This is a genomic window from Vibrio olivae (assembly GCF_042428525.1).
Classification (GTDB): domain Bacteria; phylum Pseudomonadota; class Gammaproteobacteria; order Enterobacterales; family Vibrionaceae; genus Vibrio; species Vibrio olivae.
This window is the reverse complement of sequence record NZ_JBHMEP010000001.1, coordinates 721,797-745,858: the sequence shown is the minus strand read 5'-3', so window position 1 is coordinate 745,858 and position 24,062 is coordinate 721,797. Positions and strand designations below refer to the sequence as shown.

Sequence of the window (24,062 nt, the reverse complement as noted above, 5' to 3'; positions counted from 1 at the left end):
ATTACCACCTAGGTAATTGTTCCGATGAAGACTACAGGAGAGTGGTTTATAACCAATTATTAACAATTGGTTAGATAAACCCGCCGAAGAAGTAAATCTTTCAGGTGCTTTATTCTGATAAATCAGAATGCGCTAAGGGCGTCCCCTTAGCAAGTGAGGACTGTAGTTGGAGGAACCTCTGGAGAGAACCGTTGAATCGGTCGCCGAAGGAGCAAGTCCCATCATGGGGTGAAACTCTCAGGCAAAAGGACAGAGGAGTGGAAAGAATCGACCGCGCTATATGACGAAATCAACGTCGTTTTGTGCGTTTGATCTGTGTTATGTTCGACCAAACTGCCCTTTCCCTCTTCTCCTTAGTAACGCATTATCCATTAAGGGGAATTCATGAATAATATAGAAGCACTTCTCAATACCATTGACAGTTTTGTGTGGGGCCCCCCACTACTGATTCTGCTCGTCGGTACCGGTATTTACTTTACTTTTCGCTTAGGTTTACTGCAATTTCGCCATTTACCGACCGCACTAAAACTCGTCTTTAGCCGTGATAAAAACAAGGCCGAAGGTGATGTTTCAAGTTTTGCTGCGCTATGTACTGCATTATCAGCAACCATAGGTACTGGGAATATTGTCGGCGTGGCAACCGCGATAAAGCTCGGCGGGCCAGGCGCACTATTTTGGATGTGGCTAGCCGCGCTGTTTGGCATGGCAACGAAATATACCGAATGTTTACTGGCGGTAAAATACCGCAAAGTTGACGAAAATGGGCAAATGGTCGGCGGGCCTATGTATTACCTGCAGTACGGCGTCGGGTCTAAATTGCTCGCAACTTTATTTGCCGTGTTTGCCTTGGGTGTGGCCTGTTTTGGTATCGGGACGTTTCCTCAAGTGAACGCGATAATTGATGCCAGCGAAATTTCTTTTGGTCTATCACGGGAAGTTTCAATCGTGATTCTTACTGTGCTGGTCGCCTGTGTCACCTTAGGTGGTATTCAATCTATTTCTAAAGTCGCCGGTAAAGTCGTGCCGACAATGGCGGTATTTTATGTGCTGGCTTGTTTAAGTGTCATTGTCTTAAACGCTGATAAACTGATTGACGCTGTAACTCTCGTATTAACCTCGGCCTTCTCTTCGACAGCGGCGACGGGCGGATTTACTGGCGCAACCATCATGATTGCCATTCAATCAGGGATTGCGCGCGGGGTTTTTTCCAATGAGTCTGGATTAGGGAGCGCGCCAATGGCGGCAGCGGCGGCAAAAACCGACTCTTGCGTACGCCAAGGTCTGATTTCTATGACCGGCACCTTCTTTGACACCATTATTATCTGCACCATGACGGGCCTTGCTCTCATACTCACTGGCGCATGGCAAAGTGATTACGCTGGCGCAGCCATGACCACCCATGCGTTTGCTCAAGGCTTGAATGCGGGCACCCTGGGACCCATGCTGGTTTCTATCGGACTCATGTTCTTTGCCTTTACCACTATTTTGGGTTGGAACTACTATGGTGAGCGCTGTGTGGTTTACCTATTTGGTACTAAGGCTGTGGTGGCGTATAAAATCGTCTTCTTGGTCTTAGTCGCGTCAGGCGCGTTTTTACATCTTGATATGATTTGGGTGATTGCGGATATCGTTAACGGTTTAATGGCGATTCCGAACTTAATTGGGCTGTTGGCACTTCGTAACGTGGTAGTCACTGAAACTCAACATTATTTTCAAGCCATTGCGCTAAACAAAGCAAAGCTGCAAACCGATAGCTAAAGCTCTGTTAAATCCCTCATTAAAAAAGCGCCTTTCAGGCGCTTTTTTATGCGATGCACCATACATTGAATTCACTCGGTATTGTTTGAAAATCCAGCTACTTTTTTACCACTTTGTTATTGATAACGTCTTTACATTGATAAGGGACCAACACTTCTTTTCCCTCATGTTTTTCAACGACATTACAGATAGGCTCAGCGGTCATTTTGTTCCAACCCCACATGATAACGCCCACCATCAATCCAACGGTTAATGGATCTGCTTTTACTTTCATTGATTGTGCTCCCCCTAGGTTGACTAAGTTTAGGTACAGCTTTGTAAGCATAGACAATAGCTAAACTTTCGACACAACAAATTAGGGCGTCACAGGATCACACATACTTAAGTATGAGACAGGTAACAACATCGATAAGTAGTCATTTTTGCGGGGAATAACACATTTAAGGTCAATTCCCCGCGATAATAGTTAGGTTGCGATTGACTATCGCATCACTGCAATACTGAGGTTAGATTAGAAGAGAGGGATTAGCCGCCAGATTGAGGATACCTATCACGCTTATTGCTTTTCAAGCATCAGTTTTACGCCGAGTGCAACCAATACCATGCCCGTTGTTGCCTCCATCCAGCGCATAAAGCGTCCATTTTTAAGCAAGTTTTTCGCTTTATTCAAAGCCCCTGCGACGCTACATTGCCAAACCATAGCGATAACAAAATGAATCGCTGCCATCAGCATTGATTGGACTAAAGGCGAATACTCAGGATTAATAAACTGAGGCAAAAACGCGAGATAAAACACGGCGGTTTTTGGGTTGAGGACATTTGAAAGAAATCCTTCTTTGAGCGACCGTTTGAGAATAAAACGATGTTGGTGACCTTGCTGGACATGAAGCGTACCCGCCCCTTGAAACGTTGATTTAAGGCTGGTCACGCCCAGATAAACTAAGTAAGCTGCACCGACCAATTTCACGGCTTGGAATAATTCCGCAGATTGCGATAAAACCGCAGAAATTCCGATGGCGGAAAGGAGCGCGTGAACGAAGAGCCCACTGCAAATCCCCAAACTGGTCATGCTGCCATCGACAAATCCGCCGCGCGAGGTATTACGAATCACCAGAGCCGTATCAAGGCCTGGGGTAAGCGTAAGAATAGTAATAGCCACAATGAAGGCTTCAAAATTTTGAATCATGGCGCTTAACGTCCTGTTGTCAATCAATAACTCCTCGGGTCAAAGTACCGCGAAAACGTCCAAAGCGCTAGCCACTTTTTTAGTAACGCTATTCTTGCCTTGGGGACACTGTAAAAAGTTGATAACATTTACTTTCTTCTCTAAGCCAATTAGGACGATTTATGAGTGCTTTCGACCAGTTAGTTCAACATTCCAAAAAGGTTTCCAACTTTAAACATCTTGCGGCGATCAGCGGTTGGGATCAGGCAACGGTCATGCCCAGTGGCGGCAATCAGGCGCGCTCTGAAGCGATGGCTGAACTTTCTGTCCACATTCATCAGTTAATGACGGCCCCTCAGTTAGGCGAGTGGTTCGATAAAGCACAGCAAGAAGAGTTATCGAATGAACAACAAGCCGCTTTGCGCGAACTCAAACGCGAATGGCAGCAAGCGACCGTGCTTCCAGAAGATCTGGTGCAAGCCAAATCGCTTGCGGGTTCAAAATGCGAACACGCTTGGCGTAAGCAGCGAGTCGACAATGACTGGCAAGGATTCGAAGCTAACTGGTCAGAAGTGGTCAATCTTTCCCAGCAAGAAGCCCAAATCCGCGCCGAAGCCAATGGGCTGACCCGTTACGATGCGATGCTTGATTTGTATGAACCAGGAACAAACTCAGCATCGCTTGACGTGTTATTCGCCGATGTCAAAACTTGGCTTCCCTCACTGATTGACCAAGTCATCGACCAACAGTCGAGTCTAGAGCTTGTTTCCCCAACCGGACAGTTTCATCGCGCGACGCAAAAACAACTCGGTATGGAGGTCATGCAGCTGCTGCAATTCGATTTTGAGCATGGGCGACTTGACGAAAGCGTGCACCCTTTTTGTGGCGGCGTACCAACGGATGTCCGTATCACAACGCGTTACGATGAGAGCGAATTCGTGCAATCTCTGATGGGCATTGTTCACGAAACTGGCCACGCGCGCTACGAACAAGGGCTACCGAAAGCGTGGGCTGGTACACCAGCGGGTGAAGCTCGTTCGATGGGGATTCATGAATCTCAGTCCCTATTTTTTGAAATGCAAGTCGCCCGCAGTGAGGCGTTTATTGGTCACCTCGCTCGTCTAGCACAAAAGCACTTTGCAGAGCATGACCCGAGCTTAATGTCACGCACAAACCTGCAACGTCTTTATACTCAAGTGAAAAAAGATTTTATTCGTGTTGATGCCGATGAGTTAACTTATCCAGCACATGTCATTTTGCGCTATGAGATTGAAAAGGCGTTAATTAATGGCGAGATAAAACACACTGATGTTCCTGAGCTTTGGGATAACAAAATGCAGGCGTATTTGGGGCTATCAACAAAAGATAATTACCGAAACGGTTGCATGCAAGACATTCATTGGACAGATGGCGCTTTTGGGTATTTCCCAAGCTACACACTGGGCGCGATGTATGCCGCTCAGTTTATGGCGGCGATGAAGAAAACTGTGGATGTCGATGGTGCGATTGAAAGTGGAGAGCTGTCACCTATTTTTAATTGGCTGTCGAGCAATATTTGGCAAAAAGGTAGCTTACTCAATACCGATAATTTGGTCGAACAAGCGACCGGAGAAAAACTTAACGCCAGCTTTTTTAAACAGCATTTAATGTCTCGCTATTTATAGATGTACAACCAGAATGAAAAAGGGTTAGGCATTATGCCTAACCCTTTTTGGTATCCATAGATTCAGCGTTTAGCCAACCACTTTATCAATATCTGCAGCGCTATGGCGCTCTTCAACAAAACCTTCACCCGTACGATTGACAATGCGTCCACGCTTCACTGCTTGGCGCTCATCGATTGCTTTCGCCCAGCGTTGTACGTGCTTGTAGCTTTCTACATCTAGGAATTCAGCGGCATCATATGCTCGGCCTAACACCAAGTTGCCATACCAAGGCCAGGTTGCAATATCAGCGATACTATACTCTTCACCGCCAAGGAAGGTGTTGTTAGCAAGGCGCTTATCAAGGACATCCAGCTGGCGTTTGGCTTCCATTGCAAAACGGTTGATGGGGTATTCAAACTTCTCTGGTGCATAAGCGTAGAAATGACCAAAACCACCACCTAAGTATGGCGCCGAACCCTGTAGCCAAAACAACCAGTTCATGACTTCTGTGCGAGCTTTTGCCTCTTTCGGTAACAGGTATCCAAATTTCTCTGCTAGATAAAACAGAATATTGCCAGACTCAAAGACGTTGATGGCGTCGCTGCCCGAGCGATCAACAAGTGCTGGAATTTTAGAATTTGGATTCACCGCCACAAAGCCAGAAGAAAACTGATCGCCTTCGCCAATTTTAATAATATGGGCGTCATACTCTGCTTCACTCACACCCAGTGCCAGCAACTCTTCTAGCATAATCGTGACTTTTTGACCGTTCGGCGTCCCCATCGAATAAAGCTGCAGTGGATGTTCTCCGACTGGCAGTTCTTGTTCATGGCGAGCACCTGAATCTGGGCGGTTGATACTCGCCCACTGGCCACCATTTTCGTTGTCCATGGTCCAAACTTTAGGCGGAACATATTGGTCTGTCATTGTGCTTCCTTTTGGTTTGAGGTTGACTGTAACAATGATATTGGGATAGAAGCAGAGGTTTACCACCCTTTAAGCCTAAACTCTTCATATTATTTAGTTATTGTATGTGCAGTTTGGCTATTAACCGGTTTCTATCAAAGACAAACAAGTGACGACTAACCAGGTGAGTTCGATTGTTCAACGGATAAATCTTCATTGCAGTTGGGCCAGCATTTCTCTAGATTAAGCAGACACAGACGTACAATGAACAAGGAAGATAATGAACGCGTTATTGATTGTGAATGTTGGACATGCGCCAGCGAGTCAATTGCAACGATTTGGTGATTTTGAACAGTGGGCGAAAACAGCGATTGGTCCCCTAGAAATCCCCATTCAATTTCACGACGGTGTCGCACACCCTATTCCGGATCAACCATTTGCAGGTGTGATTATCATGGGTTCGCTCTCTATGGTGACCGAACAGGCACCTTGGATGCAGCGTCTGTCGCAACAAATTGTCGAATTACACGACAAGCAGATTCCCCTACTGGGTATCTGCTTTGGCCATCAATTGATCGCTTGTGCACTTGGGGGACGAGCAGACTTTAATCCTCAAGGGTTGGAAATCGGCACAGTGGATATCCAGCGGCGCCCAGAGAGTAACGACGACCCTCTATTTTCAACGCTACCGACCCGCTTTAAAGCCCAAGCTGTACATTTTCAGTCTGTACTCGCGCTGCCTGATGGCGCGACATGTTTAGCAAGCAGTGAGATGGATGATCACCACGCTTTTCGCGTTGGGAATACAACTTGGGGCGTTCAGTTTCATCCTGAGTTCACCACTGACATCATTTTGGATTCACTGCAAAACCAAAAACAGCATGTGGCAGAGGCGTATCAGAATTTAGTGGCGCAGGTGTGTGGCACACCAAATGCGCAACAAGTTCTTATACATTTTGCGCAGCGCTGCGTGGCAACGCATAACTAACAGGTGTTCCCAAGCATTTGATACAAAAAAGACACCTTTAGGCGTCTTTTATCTTGGCATGAATCGCAGTTTAGTACGCTTTGGCCGCATCCACGTCACGCTTAGCAATATCAAGTAGCGATTTTTGTTCATCAACAACAGCGACAAGTTGCGAAATTTTATCGCTTAACTGCGCGAGACGCTCATAGATGCTATGCACCGACTCTTTTTCTGCATTATTGAAAATGACCGCCTGATCCACATGCGAGCTAATACGCTCAATACCAACACTGCATTCTTGAGCTTCACGAGCCACCGATTCAATGCTTTGTTCAATTTTGGCACTTGAAGAGCGAGCTCGAGCAGCAAGATTACGGACTTCATCAGCCACCACAGCGAATCCACGCCCTTGCTCTCCGGCACGCGCGGCTTCAATCGAGGCATTAAGTGCCAGCAAGTTGGTTTGGTCTGAAATATCGTTAATCTCTAAGGCCAACTCATTGATTGTGGTGACACTCACGCCAAGCTGGGCAATTTGACCTTTAAATCCATTAATATAATCCGCGTCTTCTTTTGTTGCCGCGGCAGAGGCTGCAACGTTCTTGGCACTGCCTTCAACATCCGTGGCTGAATTTGCCGCACCTTGAGCACAGTGAGCAATCTCTTCTGCCAAATGTTCAACAACCCCATAAAGTTGTTCCAGAGAGCGCGCTGCACTATCAATACGATCTTGCCAAACACCTTGTTGACGTTGCCCTTGAGCTTGAAGTTCACTCACTTGTTGCTGATAAGTCTGGTTGTTATCACTCAGCGTCGCCACTTGTTGCTCATAACTATTGCAATCATCAAGCAAGATCTGAATACCCGATTTAATATGATCAAGCGCGTGCCCTTGCTTACGAATTCGACGATTATTATTAAGCTGTGAGAAAAGTTGCTGCTCTAATTCGGTAATTTGTGTCGATAAATAACGATAAATCACCACAAAATTAATCAAACCGAGGGCAAAAACACCCGCCAAGTAAACTGACCAATCTAATCGGTCATCAACCAAAAAATAATGAGCCAAAGCGGCAAACACGACAACAATATCGACAATCGCCAACTTGCGTGACACTGACAATTTAAAAAGCATGTGAGTCCTTATTTTTTCTGAGAGATTGGCATTCTCTGTCCATTATTAAACGAATTGCATATTGTTATATTATTCATGCTTCGTTTGCGTACGACGGTTAATCATTTTTTACTTTGAACAGCAAAAATAATTAACTTTCGATTATAAAACGACTCATACTGAAAATGAATTAAATTTACAGTGATTACTCTAATATAATTAATCCGTACACCTTTCCAAGCCTTATATAACCTGCAAGTCTCATAGTTGCATAAAATAGAAGATCGTGAATATTGATGCCGGATTAATTCATTTTGACGAGGTATTCAGGTCAATTAATATTTGCGTAAACCAAATGGATAACGCGCAGTTATTTTTTCCACACTAATAAAAAGTTATTGGCAGGCATTGATATAACATGCTCTAAGCGCAGTCCGTTCGCCCATTCAACCAATTGCTCTAAATCCCGGATACCCCCAAAACCTTGAGCACGAATTTGTCGATCAAACTCGCGGTCGCTATCCCCCGAAAATTCGCCTTTTATTTTCATTGGGCCATATTGGCAAAACACACCATCGACAGGTAACGCGGCTTGCACTGATTCCATCATTAGTTTCGCTTCTTCTGGCTGCATGATATGAGTGGTATTCGCGGTAAACACCGCATCTACGTCACCCAGTGGCCAAGCATCAATACCTACGGTAAATTCAATCGGTTCAACCAAATTTGTTAATGCTTTCTCCCGTACATAAGTGCGGATACTGAGGTGATTATTTGGCATATCGCTGGTATGCCAAACAAGATGAGGAAGATGAGTCGCGAAATGCGCCGCATGCTGGCCTGTTCCTGAGCCAATTTCTAACACTCTACGAGCGGTACGAAAATGAGATTTTAAGTGCGTAAGGATAGGATATTTATTGCGTTCACAAGCTTCTGAAAATTGTTTGGACATAACTTGGTCTTTCTAGTTTGGCTTTATGGGGGCAAGGTAACACAACCGCTGACGATTAAGCACTAGCGGATGTTGATTTTGTTGAAATAAGTGAAAAATGGGCGCGAGTCCTTGCTGCTGTTTTAAAGCCGATTCGGCCTCAGTAACAGGGACGACCCACAACGGTTCAACCGGATATGGCGCCGCATCAAAATTCTCCAATAGCTTATTATCCATCTCAATGGCTGGCGACATCAGTAAACAAGTGGATAAACCGCTACCTTCATACATGTTTTCTGGCAGTTCAATGCTATCTCCATACCCAAGCAATATTTGGTTACTGTATGGCAACGTGGCAAGCCAAAGCATCCAATGGATGTCTCGCTCGGTCACCGCTTCAAGATAGATCAGTAATTCCGTCGACCATTTTTCATCATGATAATCGGCAGGGAAACATTGCGGAACTTGGCTCATACCCAGAGTGACCAACACATCATGCGCCCGTCCGCTTTCCGCTTTACGATACAACGCAACCCAGATATCAGGTAAACCGCTCGTCTGATTTTTCCACCAGCGGCTGCCAAACACCACCGACGCCGTGCATGCAAAATGCTGATCATAGTATGCAAGTTGTTTGTTTAAATAATGATTCATTATCCCCGCTCACTTTGGATTACCTATCATGTCACCGTTATTAATAGGCGGCGGAACACGCTCAGTTAGTTAACGAAACCTTTGTGGATCGTATTGTCATTCCCTCCACAACAACCGATAAAAAAAGCGCCCAGTTTTAGGCGCTTTTTAATCCCGATTATTTGCGTCGACGGTAGACAACGACAACGCCAATAACAATGAGTACAAGCACCAATGCCGATACCAGCAGTGTCGATGCGTAACGAATCACAAATGGCGCTTCTTGACCATGACGAATGGCAGCAACGTCTTGTGATGAAAGATCACTTTTCACTTGACCAAAGCGCTGGCGAACATAGTTCGTCACGCTAGCAATTTGCTGATTCGACAGATCACGTTTAAACGCAGGCATCAATACATCATATTGGTTGCCTTGACGCGCAACGCCATCACTGATCGCCATAATGAGATTATTTGCTTTGGCTGCCGTCACGGTACGATTCTCAACGAGAGATGGATAAAAGTGATCATCGGTTCCTGCGCCATCACGTCCGTGGCAACTTGCACAAGCATTCTGATACAAACGACCACCGTCTTGCTCACTCGTATCGGCAAGTGATGCCTGATCACCTTGACCCGTTATCTGTTGATGTACACTCGAGGTCACCGGTTTAGTCAATGTCTTAGCGACTGGCGTTTGGATTGCTGGCACTTGTTTAATATATTTAGCAATCGCGTTCAGGTCACCATCATTCAAATGACGAAAGCTATGCTCAATGGCTTCCGCCATCGGCCCACCGGCTTGCGCCTTGCCAGGGACGTCCCCCGTTTTCAAATATTGAGCGATATCCTGATATGACCAGTTACCAATACCAGATTCCGCATCTGAGGTAATATTTGGCGCGTACCACCCATCAAGCTCAGCGCCCGCCAGATATTGACTTTGATCTTCGGCCATCAAGCTATTTCGTGGTGTATGGCAGGTAGAACAATGCCCCAAAACATCAGACAAATATTGGCCGCGAGACAGCTCGGCAGACTGCGTATCATCGGGCGTATAAGGCTGATCATTGGCATAGAGCAGATTCCACCCAAACATCAGTGCGCGAATATTAAATGGAAAGTCTAATTCGGTTTGTTTTGCTGGCTCGTCAATCGGTTCCACACCATGCATAAAGTAGTAATAAAGGGCATGTACGTCTTCATCCGTCATTCCTGAATAGGCGGTATAAGGCATTGCTGGATAGAGATGATGACCATCGGCTGCGATGCCTTTTCTCAGCGCATCAGAAAATTGCTGCTCGGTGTAGTTGCCGATACCAAATTCAGCGGAGGGCGTAATATTGCTGGCGATAATGTCACCCATTGGTGAATGAATCGCGTAATTGCCGGCATAGGGCTTCTCTTGTGAATTCGGCTGTGTGTGGCACGCGGTGCAGTCAGCCGCAGTAGCAAGGTAACGACCTTTATCCAGCAATGAGGTATCGATATTATCGGCAAGCACATTAAAGGATGTGCAGAAAAGGCACATATTGATAACCCACAAGGTGGCGTTTTTCATATCTTGGGCTCCTATATTTCACGCTCAATGATGTCGGCAGCACGAATACTTAATGCCACGCCCGTCAACGTTGGATTAATGACCCCAGAAGCAGGAATCACGCCCGTAGTCGCTAGAAATAAGTTTTTATGATCCCAAGTTCGACATTCATGATTAACGACTGAATCTGCGGGGTCATCACCCATAATCACCGTTCCCATGATGTGGTCACGGTTCTGCCACCCAGTATCATCTTCAATCACCGTGCCACCCATCAGTTCGACAAACTTGGCAAAATCTTGCATTGCATAAGGCTTAGCCGCGGCGACATAGTCATCAACATCATAATTCACTTTGAGCATCGGAATTCCGAGTGCGTCTTTACGATCAGGGTTGGGCTGAACTCGATTATTGGCGTGCGGTAGCATTTCAAACACCGTTGAGACTTCCACCCAGTGGGCCGCTTGATGGCGAATTTTTTCATCGAGCTTCTTACCGAAAACACCCTGCTCGATAAGCCTTCTTGCGACTTTCATATTGGGTACACCATTACTGATCGCATGCTTAACGGCTGCGTAATCTTGACGAAACTCGCCATCTCGGCGATTAAAAATACCACCTTGTTGTACTGCGCCTCGTCCCATCCAAACTGGCTCATCAGCCAAAAAGGTCAACCCGACTCCGGTGTGATCCATTAAGTTTCGTCCTACTTGGTCAGAGGAGTTAGCCACATCAGACATCAGCAGCAGTTTTGGTGTTTCCAATCCATGAGCAGCAACAATAAAGTATTTAGCGGTGAGTCGAACATCTTCTCCAGTAGAACGTCGATAATGCACAGCAACGATATCCCCGTTACTGCCTTTCTCCAATTTATAAGCCGTCGCGTCGGTAATCAGTTTGGCGCCATTGTCTTCAGCGTGTTGAGCATGGACATGACCACTGTACATCGCGCCAATTGGACACACGGGCATGCAATTATTATTACCACTACAAGCTGGACGGCTGTCATAGGGCTTGGTTGCCCGAGCATTAGGCTCATGGATAAAATGAAATCCCTGTGAACCAATTCGGTCTTTAAGGCGTTGAAATAAATACGTTTCCGCTTCAGGTTCCATGGGATATGGTGCAGAGCGTGGTGGCCAAGGCCGCTGAGCTTGACCACTTTGATCATCGCTGTTTGACCCACAGACACCGAGGTTCAATTCGGCTTTGACATAATAGGGTTCAAGCTCTGAGTACTCCATCGGCCAATCACGACCAACACCATACAAGCTTTTGATTTTCATATCATTTGGAATGTAGCGCCAAGCCGCAGCCGCCCAATGCCAAGTGGTGCCTCCGACTAATTTAAGCATGCCCGGACGAAAATCAAACGAACCGGTATTTTCGATATAGGCATCATCGTAAGAGTGATGGGCCCAAGGTTGATTGGGATACGGCGAATTGTAATTTTCTTTTTTTGAGGAATTGCGAAAGTTTTCTACAATTTTCCAACGAGGAATTTTTTCCCCAGCCTCCAAAATAATGACAGACTTGCCTTTTTGGGCGAGAGTGTGCGCGGCATTGCTGCCAAGCGCACCCGAGCCGATGACAATAACATCAGCATCATAGTGCTTACTCATAATGAACCTTCCTTAATTGATACTGATTAATCGTTGTCGATTGAAGCTGGTGGATTGACCCAATAATTGGTTCGTGCTCGCGAGTAGCTTGGTATGACAGTGGCATCCAACGTGGGTTGGTACATTAAGGCATCGGTATAAGTAACAAAGCGGGTATTATCTTTGGCTCTTTGACTGATGGGCGTCCCGGTGTAGCCCAAATAGAAAGCACTGACTACCCGTTTTACGGTCTGTGCAAAGGCATCATCCTGCATCAATGAATGCTCATTGAGTTCATCGACTGACGTGAGATTTGCTTGCTGAATTTTCTGCCAAGCCATTGCTGAATGGGAAAGGAATGCGGAGTCTTGCGCGGTCAACGCCTCGAAGCCACGCTGAATCACGACATCACTCAGGGCTGACTGCCCAGTCAAAAAGTGGGCTAATTGACTAAATTGACGTTGCTCTTTGGAAAGAAGCGCCGAATCTGCCCAAGCGATACTCGGAGTGAAGGCTGCCGCCACCATCAGAGCAGCAGACGATGAAAGAAAGTGTCTTCGAGCGGAAAATGTGGCCTCTTGTTGCTGTTTTTTATTGCTCATTAAGTTGATACCTATCCTTTAGACTGTTAATTAGTTATTGATTTGTATCTATTTGCTCAATAAAAAATACTCAGATCACAGAAAGAACTCAATGCAGCAACTTTTTTACAACATCCTCCTACATAAAAACAAACACTGCTCTGACAAACATTAAAATAAACTTTTTAAACAATAACTTAAGAATAAAAACCTTTATTCTTCCATCAAGACAAATGAGAATTTTTATTATTTATCAAGCATTTCTAATTATAAAGTTATTAAATTTTGCTTTAATTTATTTTTAAATAGTAAGTTTTCAAAAATGCAATGTTATACACAAATCCAACGAAATGAGTAAATGAGCATGTATCAAACTGCATTTTATTATTATTGACCATTTCTTTGTTTCTTCTTTGGATAGGTTCATTATCATCGAATTATATGCTCAATAACACGTTCAGGGACGGACAAAAAATAAAGTCCATTTATATCCAATAGTAATAGTAACAAGACGCGCAATTAAAAAAGGCAAGCAAGTTTTATTAACAACTTAGTTGATAAAAAGTTTGCAGAATGAAATAAGGTAATTTAAACCACTCACCTAGCTAGTGATAAGAGTCACGATAAAAACCACCAAAACTGATAACATCAGCAGCTTCGTGTAAAGTTCATAGAAAGTAAGCTTGCCCCCACCTCATTCAATGGTTTAATTGAGTGGTCAAATAACTCAATCATTAGAATGAGTTTAGGTAAGCATACCAATATCAAATTATAAACAAGTTAGGTAATCATCCAAAAAATTACATCACGCCTTTTAAACGATCAACTAAAGCCTTACTGTATATTTATAGTAGAAAAATCTCCTATAAATTATATTTCAAAATAAACCACGCATTTAGTGTACGTCGATTAAAATTGAAAAATACACAATTTTAATGACCAATAACAATATTGCCTCGCCGTAACAGACCGTCTCAGAAATAAGCTTAACAATACATTCATCGCTACTTAACCTTAATTTGGCTTTATGGAATCTCCCTATAAACCAACAAGGAAAGTCACGATGAAATTAAAAGTTTTATGTTTTACAGCAGCCAGTTTATGGAGTTCATTCTCACTGGCGGCAAACTGCGTTTATAATTGCCCAACCGGGATAAGCGGACAAACCATTGAGCGTTCAATTTACACTCTGAATAACAACAGCAGCACCAAATTTGCAAACTGGGTCGCCTACCATGTTACGCCAGCGACCATTAACGGACCAAGTCGCAGTCGTAATTGGCGATCAGACCCGTCGATTAGCAGTAGTGCGACCCTCGAGCCTTCTGATTATCAAGATGCCCACGCAACCATAGGTACCGACCGTGGTCACCAAGTTCCTTTGGCGTCATTCAGTAATACGTCGGATTGGGCGATGCTAAACTACCTTTCAAATATCACTCCTCAAGCATCAAACCTCAACCAAGGCCCATGGGCACGTCTAGAATCGGCCGTTCGCAGCTATGTATCGACAGGCCAAGACGTGTATGTGGTTTCAGGTCCACTCTACGAGTGGTACTTTGCTTCGTTGCCGCAAGCGGATGAGAGCCATACCATTCCAAGTGGCTATTTCAAAGTCGTTATTACTGATGTGAACGGATGGGTTGAAGCTTCTGCCTTTATCATGGAGCAAGATACTTCACGTAGTAGCAGCTATTGTTCATTTGAAGTCACGGTTGATGAAGTCGAATCTCGGTCTGGTTTAAATATTATGCCGAGCCTAGAATCCTATAAAGAGGGAGCGGTAGAAGGTCAGTTAGGCGGCTTGTCTTCTCCACTGGGCTGTTAAAAACGCCTGTTTTATCCAAATCAAAGAGGCCACCATAGGGTGGCCTCGCAACTGGTTAAATCGGTTCGCCGGCTTCATCTTCTTCAACAATATCGGTTTCCGCGCTGGCTTGTTGAAGCCAGAACTTTATTGCCGGGCTGGTCAGCACTTTATGTTTATATTGCTGAGCTAGGGGCGAGAGTGGAATTTGATAGGTTTCAAATCGTAAAGCGAGTGGCGCGTACATCGCATCGGCAATCGACCACTCTCCAAATAACCACCCTTCTGGGAAAGTTCGCATTTGCTCACTCCACATCTCGTCTACTCGAGCGATTTCTTGCTTAGCTTGCTCGCTGAGTGTGACTTGACGTTTCGCTCTGCAATTCATTGGTAGCTCATTACGAATGGCGAAAAAACCCGAGTGCATTTCACTGGCTAACGCTCTGGCTTTCGCTCTCTCATTCATGGCGCCAGGCCACGCTTGATGGCTCAACTTCGCTTCATTAATGTATTCAAGAATCGCTAACGAGTCCCAAACCGCTACGTCACCATCAATAAGCGCAGGCACTTTTGCCGCCGGAGTTTTGCCAGCAAGTGTGTCGTAAAATTGCGCACTAAATAGCGTAAGCTTTTCAACATCGACCTCCAACTCATAGTGAGCAAAAATCAGCCAAGCCCGTAAAGACCAACTCGAATAGTTTTGGTTACCTATATATAGCTTCATTTCAATCATCCTTTTGTACGTTAACCTTGATTTAAGGTTATCCTTCACCCTGTTTGACCACTAGCGCATAGTTTTGATGGCTGCTATTCAAAATAATGATGGGTTCAAATAGCGATAAAAGCTTGTTTTCTTTGAACCTAAGAGATAGCTTTGAGCTATTCTTTCGCCTGCCAAATCGTCAATATATGGATATCGAAGCATTACGCAGTTTTCTTGCGTTTGTTGAAACGGGAAGTTTCACCCGCGCCGCTAAGCAGATTCATCGTACTCAGTCCGCGTTCAGTGCCCAAATGCGTAAACTGGAAGATGAAATTGGAGCGGCCTTATTTGAAAAGGAAGGGCGAAATTTAATTCTGACACCGGCGGGGCTGCGCTTAAGTTCGCACGCTAAACACTTGGTCACCAGCCATGATTCTGCGTTGGGCCAACTCAAGAAGTTTCAGTCAAAGACGCCATTACGTCTAGGGTGCCCTGAAGATTATAACGACGCGGTATTGCCTCATGTGGTCGCCGCACTAAAACGCAAAGAACCGACCTGCTCAATACAGATTTACAGCGAACCCAGTGTTTCGCTGCGTCAAGGTCTCGATGATGGCAGGCTCGATGCAGCCATTTTGACCCGCTCACCAGAAAGTGAAGAAGGATATTGGCTGACCAGTGACCAAGGGGTTTGGATCGCGGCTGCTCATTATCACCTCGACATCACACAACCTTTAACGCTAGCCCTGTTTCAAATTGACTGTAAATATCATGCCGCCGCGATTGATAGCCTGACGAAACGTGGCATTGACTACCAATTATTAGCCAGCTGTAATACGGCTTCAGCACAGCGTGCCATCGTTCGTTCAGGGCTCGCCATTGGGGCAATGGGACGACTGAGCCTCGGTGAAGGACTTAGCATTCTAGAAACAATGCCACCACTTCCCGCGGTTGATGTGGTGTTAGCGGTCAGCGCAAAATCTCACCCTTTGCTAACTCAAGCGTTTTTACAGCAGTTAAGTGACGAGTGTAATCACATAATTAGTCATTAAAAATGAATGTCGGAAGGTGAAATGACCTGGATTATTTTTACATGCTTTGCTGCATTTTGTCAGGCTTGGCGCAACGCGTTACAGAGCAAATTAAGTGGTGAACTCAACGTGGTAGGGACCACATTGGCGCGCTTTCTATGGGCAAGCCCACTCGCTCTCATCTATTTAGTGACACTGTATCAAGTACAGCCAGTTGAACTGCCCACATTGACGCTCACCTCAAGCGCGTTTGTTATCGCGGCCGCGGTCATGCAGATTGTCGCAACAGGTCTGATGGTGCTGCTATTTAAACAAAAGAACTTTGCCATCGGGGCCGGCCTCGCCAAATGTGAGGCGCCAGTCGCCGCCCTACTCGGCACCCTCTTTTTTGGCACAACACTCACTTACTGGGGCTGGCTTGGTGTGTTTGCGGGTGGTGTTGCCGTGATCATACTCAGTTCACCAGAGCGAATTAAACACATTTCGCTAAAAACCGTGATTATCGGTTTGGCCTGCAGTAGCGCGTTTGCACTTACATCGCTGTGGGTCAGAGAAGCCAGTTTAAGTCTCCACCTGCCTTTCCCTCATAGTGCGGCATGGATTTTGTTTTCCGTGATTACTCTGCAAACGCTTATTCTGGTTAGCTATTTGCTGATGCGAGATCGTATGACTCTTGGCAAAATGTTCGCCCTGCGCCGCCCCGTGATGTTGACCAGTTTAATGAGCTTTTTAGGATCGCTTGGCTGGTTCAGTGCGATGTCACTGCAAAGCGTGCCGTATGTCAAAACCTTAGGTCAAATCGAGATCTTTTTTATGATGCTGATTTCTGCTTTTTGGCTCAAAGAACGAGCGCGCCGCAAAGACTTTTTTGCACTTTGTCTTGTCGCGGTCGCCGCCGTATTGGTGATGTTTCATTAACACTGCGAGAGATGGAAGCTAAACAGAGGAAAAGTGGCCATCAATTCGTGTGTCGGCACCTTCAGCAGTATTTAGCAAACAATATCAGTGCATTTTTATTCATTTGTTAATAGTATGTGAGCTGCAAATACAATAACAGGTACACGAGAATGATAAATAGAATAACTCAACTATTTCCGCTATGGGCAGTGGCTTTATCTGCCATCGCTTTCTTCCAACCCAACCTATTTACCGGGTTTAAGACCGAAATAGTTCCACTGCTCACCATTATTATGCTAGCAATGGGCTTAACCCTTCAGCCAAAAGACTTTGCCAATGTTCTAACCAACATTAAAGCGGTGTCCACTGGCGTCGTTTTACAATTTAGCGTGATGCCGCTGGTTGCTTTGCTGATCGCCACTTTACTTAACTTCGATGCTAACTTAACCGTAGGATTGGTCTTGGTTGGGTGTGTGGCAGGAGGAACCAGCAGTAATGTAATGTGCTTTTTAGCCAAAGGTGATGTCGCTTTATCAATCACCATGACGGCCATCAGCACGTTACTGAGTGTTCTTTTTACCCCACTTCTGGTCGAATTACTGGCAGGACAAGCGGTGGATATTCCCGTGGCTGGCATGATCATGAGTTTGGTAAAAGTCGTTCTCGCGCCGGTGCTGATAGGCGTGGTTATCAATAGCTTGTTACATAAGCCTATTCAGCGCATTAGCCCTATCCTTCCTTTGGTATCGATGTTCGCGATTATTGCTATCATTGCCATTGTCGTGGCTCTGAATGCCGGTAAGTTAGTGGAGGTCGGTCCTTTGGTCGCCGTTGCGGTTGTCTTGCACAATGCGATTGGCTTAGGCGCAGGTTACCTCATCAGTAAAAAACTGGGGTTTGAAGAAAAAGTATGTCGCACCATTGCATTTGAAGTTGGCCTACAAAATTCAGGTTTAGCCACCGCACTGGCGATGAAATTTTTTGCCCCAACCGCCGCGATTGCCGGGACACTGTTTTCGGTATGGCACAATATCAGCGGTTCGCTGCTCGCCGGTTTTTGGTCAAAACGCCAACTTTCTCAGCAGCAAGCCGCTGCAAACGCATAATTTACTGACCAATATGCCTATCCAGCCAATCGCATTTGTGATTGGCTGAATGGATTGTGTCCTCTTTTCCCAACGAAGGTTCAGATTCAACCTAAACCATCAAGCACGTATCATAAACACTTGCATCTCCTCCCCTTGCAATTGCATACTCACAGGTTCTCGTTAGCTTTTTAAGCTGTTTTGTTTTTCATCATGAGTAGCGCAAATGTCAGATAACCAAGTTAAATTTATAGCAGCCGATATGGATGGCACCCTGCTTAACGAACACGGCCAATTGGATCCCGAATTCTTTGACGTTTTTTCGAAACTTGAACAAAAAGGGATTATTTTTGCTGCCGCTTCTGGCCGCCAGTACTATAGCCTTCTCGACACCTTTGACGCGATAAAAGATCGGATGATGTTTGTTGCCGAAAACGGAACATTTGTCATTCATAAAGGTGAAGAGCTTTACAGCAACCCGATAGATAAACCTTCGGTTATCGCGATCATCAAAGAAGCACGAAAAATTCCCAATGCCCATATTGTATTATGTGGTAAGCGCTCTGCGTATATTGAAACTCAAGATCAAAAAGCCAATACAGAAGTACAAAACTACTATCATCGGTGTGAGTTGGTCGATGACTTACTGAACGTGGATGATGAATTTATCAAGATTGCTTTATGTCATTTTGAAGGGACGGAAGAACACGTGTTCCCAGCGATTAACCAGCAATTTGGTGAAACGCACAAAGTTGTTGTTAGTGCTAAAATTTGGCTTGATGTGATGGATGCCAGTGCTTCAAAAGGCGCTGCCATCAAAGAACTCCAAAAACGCTTAGGGTTCAGCTATGAGCAAACCATGAGTTTTGGTGATTACTTTAATGATGTTGAGATGCTAGAGCAGAGCTACCACTCATACGCAGTGGAAAATGCGCACCCAGGGGTTAAACAATATGCCCGATTCCGTGCGCCAAGTAACAAAGAAAGCGGAGTTATTCAGGTCCTCAAGCAACTGATCGATGCCTCATAAGCAGGCATCCATAGAGATAACCAAAAGGCTGACAATGATACCAACATGTCAGCCTTTTTTGGTTTAACAGCAACGGTTATTGATGACGCGCATGGTTGTCAACTCCTCACCCACCGGCGGTTCAAACCAAGACCAAAACATACTCAGGGTTCATCTCATACGCGGTGTGTAATTGACGCGTTTTATTTCTTGCTAGGGCTCGCTTACAGCAAGTATCAAAATCAGTATTTAAATACACAAACCCATACTCGATTTGATGCTCTAAAGCCCAACGCCTGAATTCTGCTCGGTCTCTACGCGTCCAAAAGCCGAAATCCAACACGACGGAGACATCAAGCGCTAGCAACTCTAGGGAAGAACGTTTAAATAGCTCCTTCAAAGTCGCTAAGTGGCCATCAAATACTTCTCTTTCCATGTGTTCTCCAAACAGCGGTATCATCCACTCGTCGATGGTAAATCGAAATGCGGGCGTTTGCTTGGCAAGCTGATGAGCGACATGAGTCTTACCGCTGCCTATAAATCCACATATGAAAAAGATCTTTGCCATTTTGTTGTTTTGCCTCGAGTTTTATCCCCATTGACGTTGCAACTTTCTCATAGTTTTTCCAATGAGCACGATAACTACCGCGCCAAACAAGACGGGGGTCAATAAAAAGCCCCAACTTTGCCCAGTTAACATGATCAATAGTGGGTTGGCTCCCGCCGGTGGATGGGTTGTTTTGGTTAACAACATTGCACTCACAGCAAGCCCTGTCGCCGCAGCTAAACTCCACGGTGTCGTACCAACGTATTGACTGAAGATCACACCGATTAATGCCGTCAACATATGCCCAACAATGACGTTTTTGGGCTGAGCTAATGGACTGTCTGGGACGCCAAACACCAAGACCGTTGTCGCGCCAAAAGGCGCCATCAATAAAGCGATATCCGTAAGTTCAACTTGAGATAGCGCCAATACGGCAATCGCTGTTGCTGCACCTAGCCCAGCAAATAGTGGAAACATAACTCGGTTCATTATCCTCTCCCTCAAAGTAGACCAACTTGTCTCCCCATTAAAGTAGACAAGTCTGTCCCCTTCTGTCAATATAAAAATTCACAAGGAGATTTCAGATGAAGAGTAAACGTGAACAACTTATCGATACGGCACTCGACCTGTTTTACCAACATGGCGTAAACTCCATCGGGATTAATGAGGTGCTTAAAGTATCAGGTATCGCGAAGAAGACGCTGTATAACCACTTTCAGAGTAAAGATGCGCTGATTTTAGCGGCACTAGAACAGCGAGATAAACGCTTCCTCTCTTGGCTTGAGTCTTGTCTCGCGACGGCAAATTCGGATAAGGCGTTAGTGACGAGCTTGTTTACTGCGTTAGAGCAGTGGTTTGAGAACTGCAGTCCTCTAGGGGATTTTCGCGGTTGCTTTTTTGCCAATACATCCGCTGAGATAGCCGATCCTGAAAGTGATATTTTCAAGTATTGCCAAGCTCATAAAGACAAGGTGCGACACTTGATCAGCACAAGGCTTCACCATGCAAAACCTGATCTGATTGAAGCGATCTGTCTCGTCAAAGAAGGGGCGATCAGCCGCGCTTACGTCAATGGAGAAACGCACAGCGCCGCTATCTGCATTCGTCTGATTGAGCCGATGCTCATACAGCACCAATAATTAGTAAGCATCCATTAACCTAGACCAGCGGCGTTGAACTGCAGAGTTTACGCAATAACCGAGAGTTGGTTAATGGACAAACTGACACACACATCTTCGATAGCCGCGGAGAAGGCTTGCATATGAATAGAGGCAAGATGGGCTTCGAGATAAAACTTGGTTTCCCACCGCTCGATGAACATGAACAGATGAGGATTATCGTTATCTTGGTGAAGAACGTATTCTAAACAACCAGGCTCTATTCGAGTTAATTCAATAAGTTGCTCAGCTTGTTCTTTGACAAATTCAACATGCCCTACTTTCACTTCAAGCCTAGCAACAACAACCAATGGGTTTGACATAATAGTTCCTCAACGAAATGAAAATAAACTGGTTCTAATTCAGTATTATACGCACAAATTTTCACTCAGCTGGAGCCTATCGTTGAGAATTCACCATAATTTTGCATGATGCCTAACTAAAACTTACTTGAATACCACTTGGCGGTTCCATGTCTCTATTGCCTGCTCCCCCATTTCAACACCGAGTTGATATGCCCTTTTCAACGGCTCACTATCACGGCTTAAACGCTTAAGTTTAAAATCCTCTGGAGGGCAAAACTGCATGATATTGATGCCCTGTGGTGGATGAGCGATCAATGAAAGCGCTTGGTTATAGCGTACATCACGCGTTAACATTGGCTCAACCAAACCAGGAGTCTCTCTGAGCAAACGGCGAGTTAAGCCGCGCCATTTGGCTTTAGGTTTACGATAAGAAGCTGGTCGGCTACGAAGTACCATAATATTCTTCGCTCCCTGTTCGATGGCAGCCTGAATTGGCAGTGCATCTGCAACACCACCATCGACATATCTAACACCATCCAGTTCCACGCCATTACGATATAAAATAGGCAAGGCACTACTGGCTTTCATCACTTGTGCTATGTCTTTTGGGTCCGGAGTTAGATACTGAGCTTGACCATCACTTTGGCGGGTCACGGTAATAAAAAGAGGCCTTTTCTCCTCACTGAGCACGTCAAGATCAAGGCCTAACTCTCTTAACGAGATCTCCCACATCCAATCCAAATCCATAAGATCACCGCCACGGACGAAGCGGCTAGGCTTGATAAATTGTTTACGACAGCTGTAATCCAGGTAAACCTTAAGATTCCTCTCTGGCATGTTTGCAAGATAGGCAACCAAATTATTTGCACCTGCTGATACGCCCCAAAAACTATCAAAAGGGGAAAACTGCTTGGCGAGAAAGCTATCTAATATGCCACATGAAACGATGCTTCTCATCGCTCCACCTTCAACAACCAGTGCGTTGGGTCCTACAGACACAGTTATCTCCTTGAGCATCATTGGATTTGATACTTTACCGCATAGATTACCTGTCACCAAACACGTTTAATCAACTTTGGCTATGGTATACTCGCCGAAACTTATTGACTTCAACATAGAAGACGATGACTGGCCAAGATATAGAACTTCAACACATCTATTTAGAAGTAAAAGCTGAGCGCTGGCAGTGCATTGAACGTTTTTTACTTCCCTATTTTTGCTTTCGCCACCAATACATCACCCAGCAAGGAAAAGCCGATTGGCAGAAAATGCGCGATAAGGTTGCCTCCTCGGATCAAGTGGATGATAGAAAGCAGGCCAAATTGATCCCTGCCATTCCGCACCAAACTCTGATTGGAAAAATCAAAACCCTTGCTCATCATCAAGATTTTTCTCTCACCTCACTTGAACAACTGCTCGCCAACTACTTATCGTTTGTGTTGATTTCAAACGCTGAATACCAGACGTTAAAATCGCTCAAGTTAATCGATAAAATGCCAGTAGAATGGTATCGTTCCCGTCATCAAGCACCAATGGCTAGATTCACACACGCTGATATTCAATTTTCAACATATCATACTGATTTAATTAAAGTTTCATAAGGTGGACAAAAAGAATGTAACGCCTCACAATAGCATGTTTTAGATCACATTCTTTCGCGCTGTAACCTGCTTTTCATTGCGAGACTAAATCGGTTCAGCGATCATAGTAAATTCCAGAATCACATAATGATGATATCCATGACCAATCGTGTATGGGTCACCGGCGATGCTGTCGTTGACTTAATTCCAGACCAGAAAAATACCTATTTAAAATGCCCAGGGGGCGCGCCTGCCAATGTTGCGGTTGGTGTCTCTCGGCTCAACGGCGATGCAGCTTTTTTTGGCCGAGTCGGTGATGATCCGTTTGGACACTTCATGAAAGAGACGTTGAGTCAAGAGCACGTGAATACGGATTACCTGTTTCTTGATATTGCTCATCGCACGTCAACCGTTGTTGTCGAACTTGATGAAAGTGGAGAGCGAAGCTTTACATTTATGGTCAAACCCAGTGCTGACCAATTCCTGCAACCCTCTGACATCCCTCTTTTTAAACCACATGAGTGGCTCCACGTATGCTCAATCGCCTTGGCGAATGAACCAAGTAGAAGCTCAACGCTCTCAGCCATGAATGCAATCAAAAAGGCCGGTGGTTACGTCAGCTTCGACCCTAATTTACGTGAAGAGGTATGGGCTTCACCCAGTGAGATGATTCCTGTTGTACGCCAAGCGATTGCGTTGGCGGATGTGGTTAAGTTCTCTGATGACGAGTTGCTACTGCTCACTGGTAAATCATCACTACAGGCGGGTATCAAGGCACTGGAGGAATTCAACAACACATTAACTCTTATTACGCAAGGCGAAAAAGGCAGCATTGTTGTGTTTGAAGGTCAACAAACGTTAATCTGTGGCGAAGCAATAACTCCTGTTGATACAACGGGTGCAGGCGATGCGTTTGTTGGCGGATTGCTGGCTAAACTTGCAAAAACCAATATTTGGGCAAGCCAAGAAACGATCTTTAACGCGGTGCATATTGCGAATGCCTGCGGCGCTCTGGCCACGACGAAGAAAGGCGCAATGACGGCACTGCCGACTCAAACTACGCTCCTCTCCTACCTAAAATAATCAGAGATAAAAAAGC

25 protein-coding genes and 1 riboswitch are annotated in these 24,062 nt (G+C 45.2%); of the genes, 11 read left to right on the top strand and 14 right to left on the bottom strand.

The window, feature by feature from the left end; translation table 11 throughout:
* Positions 1–168: 168 nt before the first annotated feature.
* A riboswitch (glycine riboswitch) is annotated at positions 169–263 on the top strand.
* Positions 264–384: 121 nt separating this feature from the next.
* Positions 385–1,758, top strand: coding sequence for an alanine/glycine:cation symporter family protein (locus ACFFUV_RS03505; protein WP_390189725.1), 1,374 nt, complete (start codon positions 385–387; stop codon positions 1,756–1,758).
* Positions 1,759–1,855: 97 nt separating this feature from the next.
* Here ACFFUV_RS03505 and ACFFUV_RS03500 read toward each other — a convergent pair whose 3' ends face one another.
* The gene (locus tag ACFFUV_RS03500; protein WP_390189723.1) at positions 1,856–2,032 is read right to left on the bottom strand and encodes a hypothetical protein; all 177 of its coding nucleotides are present in this window, start codon (positions 2,030–2,032) and stop codon (positions 1,856–1,858) included.
* Positions 2,033–2,314: 282 nt separating this feature from the next.
* The gene (locus ACFFUV_RS03495; protein ID WP_390189722.1) at positions 2,315–2,944 is read right to left on the bottom strand and encodes a LysE family translocator; all 630 of its coding nucleotides are present in this window, start codon (positions 2,942–2,944) and stop codon (positions 2,315–2,317) included.
* Between the two features lie 161 nt (positions 2,945–3,105).
* Here ACFFUV_RS03495 and ACFFUV_RS03490 point away from each other — a divergent pair, with 161 nt between their 5' ends.
* Entirely contained in the window at positions 3,106–4,587 is a 1,482-nt protein-coding gene (locus ACFFUV_RS03490) for a carboxypeptidase M32 (protein WP_390189720.1), read from the top strand.
* A gap of 69 nt (positions 4,588–4,656) precedes the next feature.
* On the opposite strand, the gene yghU is transcribed toward ACFFUV_RS03490, so the two are convergent.
* On the bottom strand, positions 4,657–5,496 hold the full coding sequence (yghU, locus tag ACFFUV_RS03485) for a glutathione-dependent disulfide-bond oxidoreductase (RefSeq protein WP_390189718.1): 840 nt from the start codon (positions 5,494–5,496) through the stop codon (positions 4,657–4,659).
* Between the two features lie 259 nt (positions 5,497–5,755).
* Here yghU and ACFFUV_RS03480 point away from each other — a divergent pair, with 259 nt between their 5' ends.
* Positions 5,756–6,463: a glutamine amidotransferase gene (locus tag ACFFUV_RS03480; protein ID WP_390189715.1), complete on the top strand. Its 708-nt coding sequence runs from the start codon at positions 5,756–5,758 to the stop codon at positions 6,461–6,463.
* A 70-nt stretch (positions 6,464–6,533) separates the two neighbouring features.
* On the opposite strand, the gene ACFFUV_RS03475 is transcribed toward ACFFUV_RS03480, so the two are convergent.
* The 6 genes from ACFFUV_RS03475 to ACFFUV_RS03450 all read right to left on the bottom strand — a co-directional run bounded on the left by ACFFUV_RS03475 (position 6,534) and on the right by ACFFUV_RS03450 (position 12,863).
* Complete coding sequence (locus ACFFUV_RS03475) at positions 6,534–7,577, bottom strand: methyl-accepting chemotaxis protein (RefSeq protein ID WP_390189712.1); 1,044 nt, start codon at positions 7,575–7,577, stop codon at positions 6,534–6,536.
* A gap of 349 nt (positions 7,578–7,926) precedes the next feature.
* Positions 7,927–8,508, bottom strand: a complete 582-nt coding sequence (locus tag ACFFUV_RS03470; protein WP_390189710.1) for a DUF938 domain-containing protein — start codon at positions 8,506–8,508, stop codon at positions 7,927–7,929.
* Between the two features lie 12 nt (positions 8,509–8,520).
* Complete coding sequence (locus ACFFUV_RS03465) at positions 8,521–9,141, bottom strand: suppressor of fused domain protein (RefSeq protein WP_390189707.1); 621 nt, start codon at positions 9,139–9,141, stop codon at positions 8,521–8,523.
* 157 nt (positions 9,142–9,298) lie between these two features.
* A complete protein-coding gene (locus ACFFUV_RS03460; RefSeq protein WP_390189706.1) occupies positions 9,299–10,681 on the bottom strand; it encodes a c-type cytochrome in 1,383 nt (460 codons plus the stop codon).
* An 11-nt stretch (positions 10,682–10,692) separates the two neighbouring features.
* Entirely contained in the window at positions 10,693–12,282 is a 1,590-nt protein-coding gene (locus tag ACFFUV_RS03455) for a GMC family oxidoreductase (protein ID WP_390189705.1), read from the bottom strand.
* A 26-nt stretch (positions 12,283–12,308) separates the two neighbouring features.
* On the bottom strand, positions 12,309–12,863 hold the full coding sequence (locus ACFFUV_RS03450) for a sugar dehydrogenase complex small subunit (protein WP_390189704.1): 555 nt from the start codon (positions 12,861–12,863) through the stop codon (positions 12,309–12,311).
* A 1,042-nt stretch (positions 12,864–13,905) separates the two neighbouring features.
* Here ACFFUV_RS03450 and ACFFUV_RS03445 point away from each other — a divergent pair.
* A complete protein-coding gene (locus ACFFUV_RS03445; RefSeq protein WP_390189702.1) occupies positions 13,906–14,670 on the top strand; it encodes a DNA/RNA non-specific endonuclease in 765 nt (254 codons plus the stop codon).
* 55 nt (positions 14,671–14,725) lie between these two features.
* On the opposite strand, the gene ACFFUV_RS03440 is transcribed toward ACFFUV_RS03445, so the two are convergent.
* Complete coding sequence (locus ACFFUV_RS03440; protein WP_390189700.1) at positions 14,726–15,373, bottom strand: glutathione S-transferase family protein; 648 nt, start codon at positions 15,371–15,373, stop codon at positions 14,726–14,728.
* 185 nt (positions 15,374–15,558) lie between these two features.
* Between ACFFUV_RS03440 and ACFFUV_RS03435 the strand changes: the two genes are divergently transcribed.
* The 4 genes from ACFFUV_RS03435 (at position 15,559) to ACFFUV_RS03420 (ending at position 19,395) form a co-directional block, all read left to right on the top strand.
* Positions 15,559–16,404: a LysR family transcriptional regulator gene (locus tag ACFFUV_RS03435; RefSeq protein ID WP_390191819.1), complete on the top strand. Its 846-nt coding sequence runs from the start codon at positions 15,559–15,561 to the stop codon at positions 16,402–16,404.
* 21 nt (positions 16,405–16,425) lie between these two features.
* Positions 16,426–17,301, top strand: coding sequence for a DMT family transporter (locus ACFFUV_RS03430; RefSeq protein WP_390189698.1), 876 nt, complete (start codon positions 16,426–16,428; stop codon positions 17,299–17,301).
* Positions 17,302–17,450: 149 nt separating this feature from the next.
* A complete protein-coding gene (locus ACFFUV_RS03425; RefSeq protein ID WP_390189695.1) occupies positions 17,451–18,386 on the top strand; it encodes a bile acid:sodium symporter family protein in 936 nt (311 codons plus the stop codon).
* 205 nt (positions 18,387–18,591) lie between these two features.
* Positions 18,592–19,395 carry a Cof-type HAD-IIB family hydrolase gene (locus tag ACFFUV_RS03420; protein WP_390189692.1) on the top strand — a complete coding sequence of 268 codons (804 nt, stop codon included), beginning with the start codon at positions 18,592–18,594 and terminating at the stop codon, positions 19,393–19,395.
* Between the two features lie 121 nt (positions 19,396–19,516).
* On the opposite strand, the gene ACFFUV_RS03415 is transcribed toward ACFFUV_RS03420, so the two are convergent.
* Entirely contained in the window at positions 19,517–19,942 is a 426-nt protein-coding gene (locus ACFFUV_RS03415) for a P-loop nucleotide/nucleoside kinase family protein (protein ID WP_390189690.1), read from the bottom strand.
* Positions 19,943–19,963: 21 nt separating this feature from the next.
* Positions 19,964–20,410 carry an HPP family protein gene (locus tag ACFFUV_RS03410; RefSeq protein WP_390189689.1) on the bottom strand — a complete coding sequence of 149 codons (447 nt, stop codon included), beginning with the start codon at positions 20,408–20,410 and terminating at the stop codon, positions 19,964–19,966.
* 95 nt (positions 20,411–20,505) lie between these two features.
* On the opposite strand from ACFFUV_RS03410, the gene ACFFUV_RS03405 reads away from it, so the two are divergent.
* Positions 20,506–21,060, top strand: a complete 555-nt coding sequence (locus tag ACFFUV_RS03405; RefSeq protein ID WP_390189687.1) for a TetR/AcrR family transcriptional regulator — start codon at positions 20,506–20,508, stop codon at positions 21,058–21,060.
* A gap of 47 nt (positions 21,061–21,107) precedes the next feature.
* Here the strand turns inward: ACFFUV_RS03405 and ACFFUV_RS03400 are convergent, their stop codons facing one another.
* Together ACFFUV_RS03400 and ACFFUV_RS03395 are read right to left on the bottom strand one after the other, a co-directional pair.
* Positions 21,108–21,401, bottom strand: coding sequence for a putative quinol monooxygenase (locus ACFFUV_RS03400; protein ID WP_390189685.1), 294 nt, complete (start codon positions 21,399–21,401; stop codon positions 21,108–21,110).
* 123 nt (positions 21,402–21,524) lie between these two features.
* The gene (locus tag ACFFUV_RS03395) at positions 21,525–22,382 is read right to left on the bottom strand and encodes a patatin-like phospholipase family protein (protein WP_390189683.1); all 858 of its coding nucleotides are present in this window, start codon (positions 22,380–22,382) and stop codon (positions 21,525–21,527) included.
* Between the two features lie 125 nt (positions 22,383–22,507).
* Between ACFFUV_RS03395 and ACFFUV_RS03390 the strand changes: the two genes are divergently transcribed.
* Together ACFFUV_RS03390 and cscK are read left to right on the top strand one after the other, a co-directional pair.
* Positions 22,508–22,984, top strand: a complete 477-nt coding sequence (locus tag ACFFUV_RS03390) for a hypothetical protein (protein WP_390189681.1) — start codon at positions 22,508–22,510, stop codon at positions 22,982–22,984.
* 138 nt (positions 22,985–23,122) lie between these two features.
* Positions 23,123–24,046 (top strand): fructokinase, encoded by a 924-nt coding sequence (gene cscK / locus ACFFUV_RS03385; protein WP_390189678.1) that lies wholly within the window; start codon positions 23,123–23,125, stop codon positions 24,044–24,046.
* Positions 24,047–24,062: the final 16 nt, after the last annotated feature.

Excerpts from the sequence above, each read along its gene's own strand:
- ACFFUV_RS03490 (WP_390189720.1), top strand. The coding sequence starts at position 3,106 with ATGAGTGCTTTCGACCAGTTAGTTCAACATTCCAAAAAGGTTTCCAAC.
- ACFFUV_RS03415 (WP_390189690.1), bottom strand. The coding sequence starts at position 19,942 with ATGGCAAAGATCTTTTTCATATGTGGATTTATAGGCAGCGGTAAGACT.
- yghU (WP_390189718.1), bottom strand. The coding sequence starts at position 5,496 with ATGACAGACCAATATGTTCCGCCTAAAGTTTGGACCATGGACAACGAA.
- ACFFUV_RS03450 (WP_390189704.1), bottom strand. The coding sequence starts at position 12,863 with ATGAGCAATAAAAAACAGCAACAAGAGGCCACATTTTCCGCTCGAAGA.
- ACFFUV_RS03435 (WP_390191819.1), top strand. The coding sequence starts at position 15,559 with ATGGATATCGAAGCATTACGCAGTTTTCTTGCGTTTGTTGAAACGGGA.
- ACFFUV_RS03445 (WP_390189702.1), top strand. The coding sequence starts at position 13,906 with ATGAAATTAAAAGTTTTATGTTTTACAGCAGCCAGTTTATGGAGTTCA.
- ACFFUV_RS03425 (WP_390189695.1), top strand. The coding sequence starts at position 17,451 with ATGATAAATAGAATAACTCAACTATTTCCGCTATGGGCAGTGGCTTTA.
- ACFFUV_RS03430 (WP_390189698.1), top strand. The coding sequence starts at position 16,426 with ATGACCTGGATTATTTTTACATGCTTTGCTGCATTTTGTCAGGCTTGG.
- ACFFUV_RS03470 (WP_390189710.1), bottom strand. The coding sequence starts at position 8,508 with ATGTCCAAACAATTTTCAGAAGCTTGTGAACGCAATAAATATCCTATC.
- ACFFUV_RS03390 (WP_390189681.1), top strand. The coding sequence starts at position 22,508 with ATGACTGGCCAAGATATAGAACTTCAACACATCTATTTAGAAGTAAAA.
- ACFFUV_RS03465 (WP_390189707.1), bottom strand. The coding sequence starts at position 9,141 with ATGAATCATTATTTAAACAAACAACTTGCATACTATGATCAGCATTTT.
- ACFFUV_RS03475 (WP_390189712.1), bottom strand. The coding sequence starts at position 7,577 with ATGCTTTTTAAATTGTCAGTGTCACGCAAGTTGGCGATTGTCGATATT.
- ACFFUV_RS03405 (WP_390189687.1), top strand. The coding sequence starts at position 20,506 with ATGAAGAGTAAACGTGAACAACTTATCGATACGGCACTCGACCTGTTT.
- ACFFUV_RS03440 (WP_390189700.1), bottom strand. The coding sequence starts at position 15,373 with ATGAAGCTATATATAGGTAACCAAAACTATTCGAGTTGGTCTTTACGG.
- ACFFUV_RS03480 (WP_390189715.1), top strand. The coding sequence starts at position 5,756 with ATGAACGCGTTATTGATTGTGAATGTTGGACATGCGCCAGCGAGTCAA.
- ACFFUV_RS03500 (WP_390189723.1), bottom strand. The coding sequence starts at position 2,032 with ATGAAAGTAAAAGCAGATCCATTAACCGTTGGATTGATGGTGGGCGTT.
- ACFFUV_RS03495 (WP_390189722.1), bottom strand. The coding sequence starts at position 2,944 with ATGATTCAAAATTTTGAAGCCTTCATTGTGGCTATTACTATTCTTACG.
- ACFFUV_RS03400 (WP_390189685.1), bottom strand. The coding sequence starts at position 21,401 with ATGTCAAACCCATTGGTTGTTGTTGCTAGGCTTGAAGTGAAAGTAGGG.
- ACFFUV_RS03505 (WP_390189725.1), top strand. The coding sequence starts at position 385 with ATGAATAATATAGAAGCACTTCTCAATACCATTGACAGTTTTGTGTGG.
- cscK (WP_390189678.1), top strand. The coding sequence starts at position 23,123 with ATGACCAATCGTGTATGGGTCACCGGCGATGCTGTCGTTGACTTAATT.
- ACFFUV_RS03420 (WP_390189692.1), top strand. The coding sequence starts at position 18,592 with ATGTCAGATAACCAAGTTAAATTTATAGCAGCCGATATGGATGGCACC.
- ACFFUV_RS03410 (WP_390189689.1), bottom strand. The coding sequence starts at position 20,410 with ATGAACCGAGTTATGTTTCCACTATTTGCTGGGCTAGGTGCAGCAACA.
- ACFFUV_RS03455 (WP_390189705.1), bottom strand. The coding sequence starts at position 12,282 with ATGAGTAAGCACTATGATGCTGATGTTATTGTCATCGGCTCGGGTGCG.
- ACFFUV_RS03460 (WP_390189706.1), bottom strand. The coding sequence starts at position 10,681 with ATGAAAAACGCCACCTTGTGGGTTATCAATATGTGCCTTTTCTGCACA.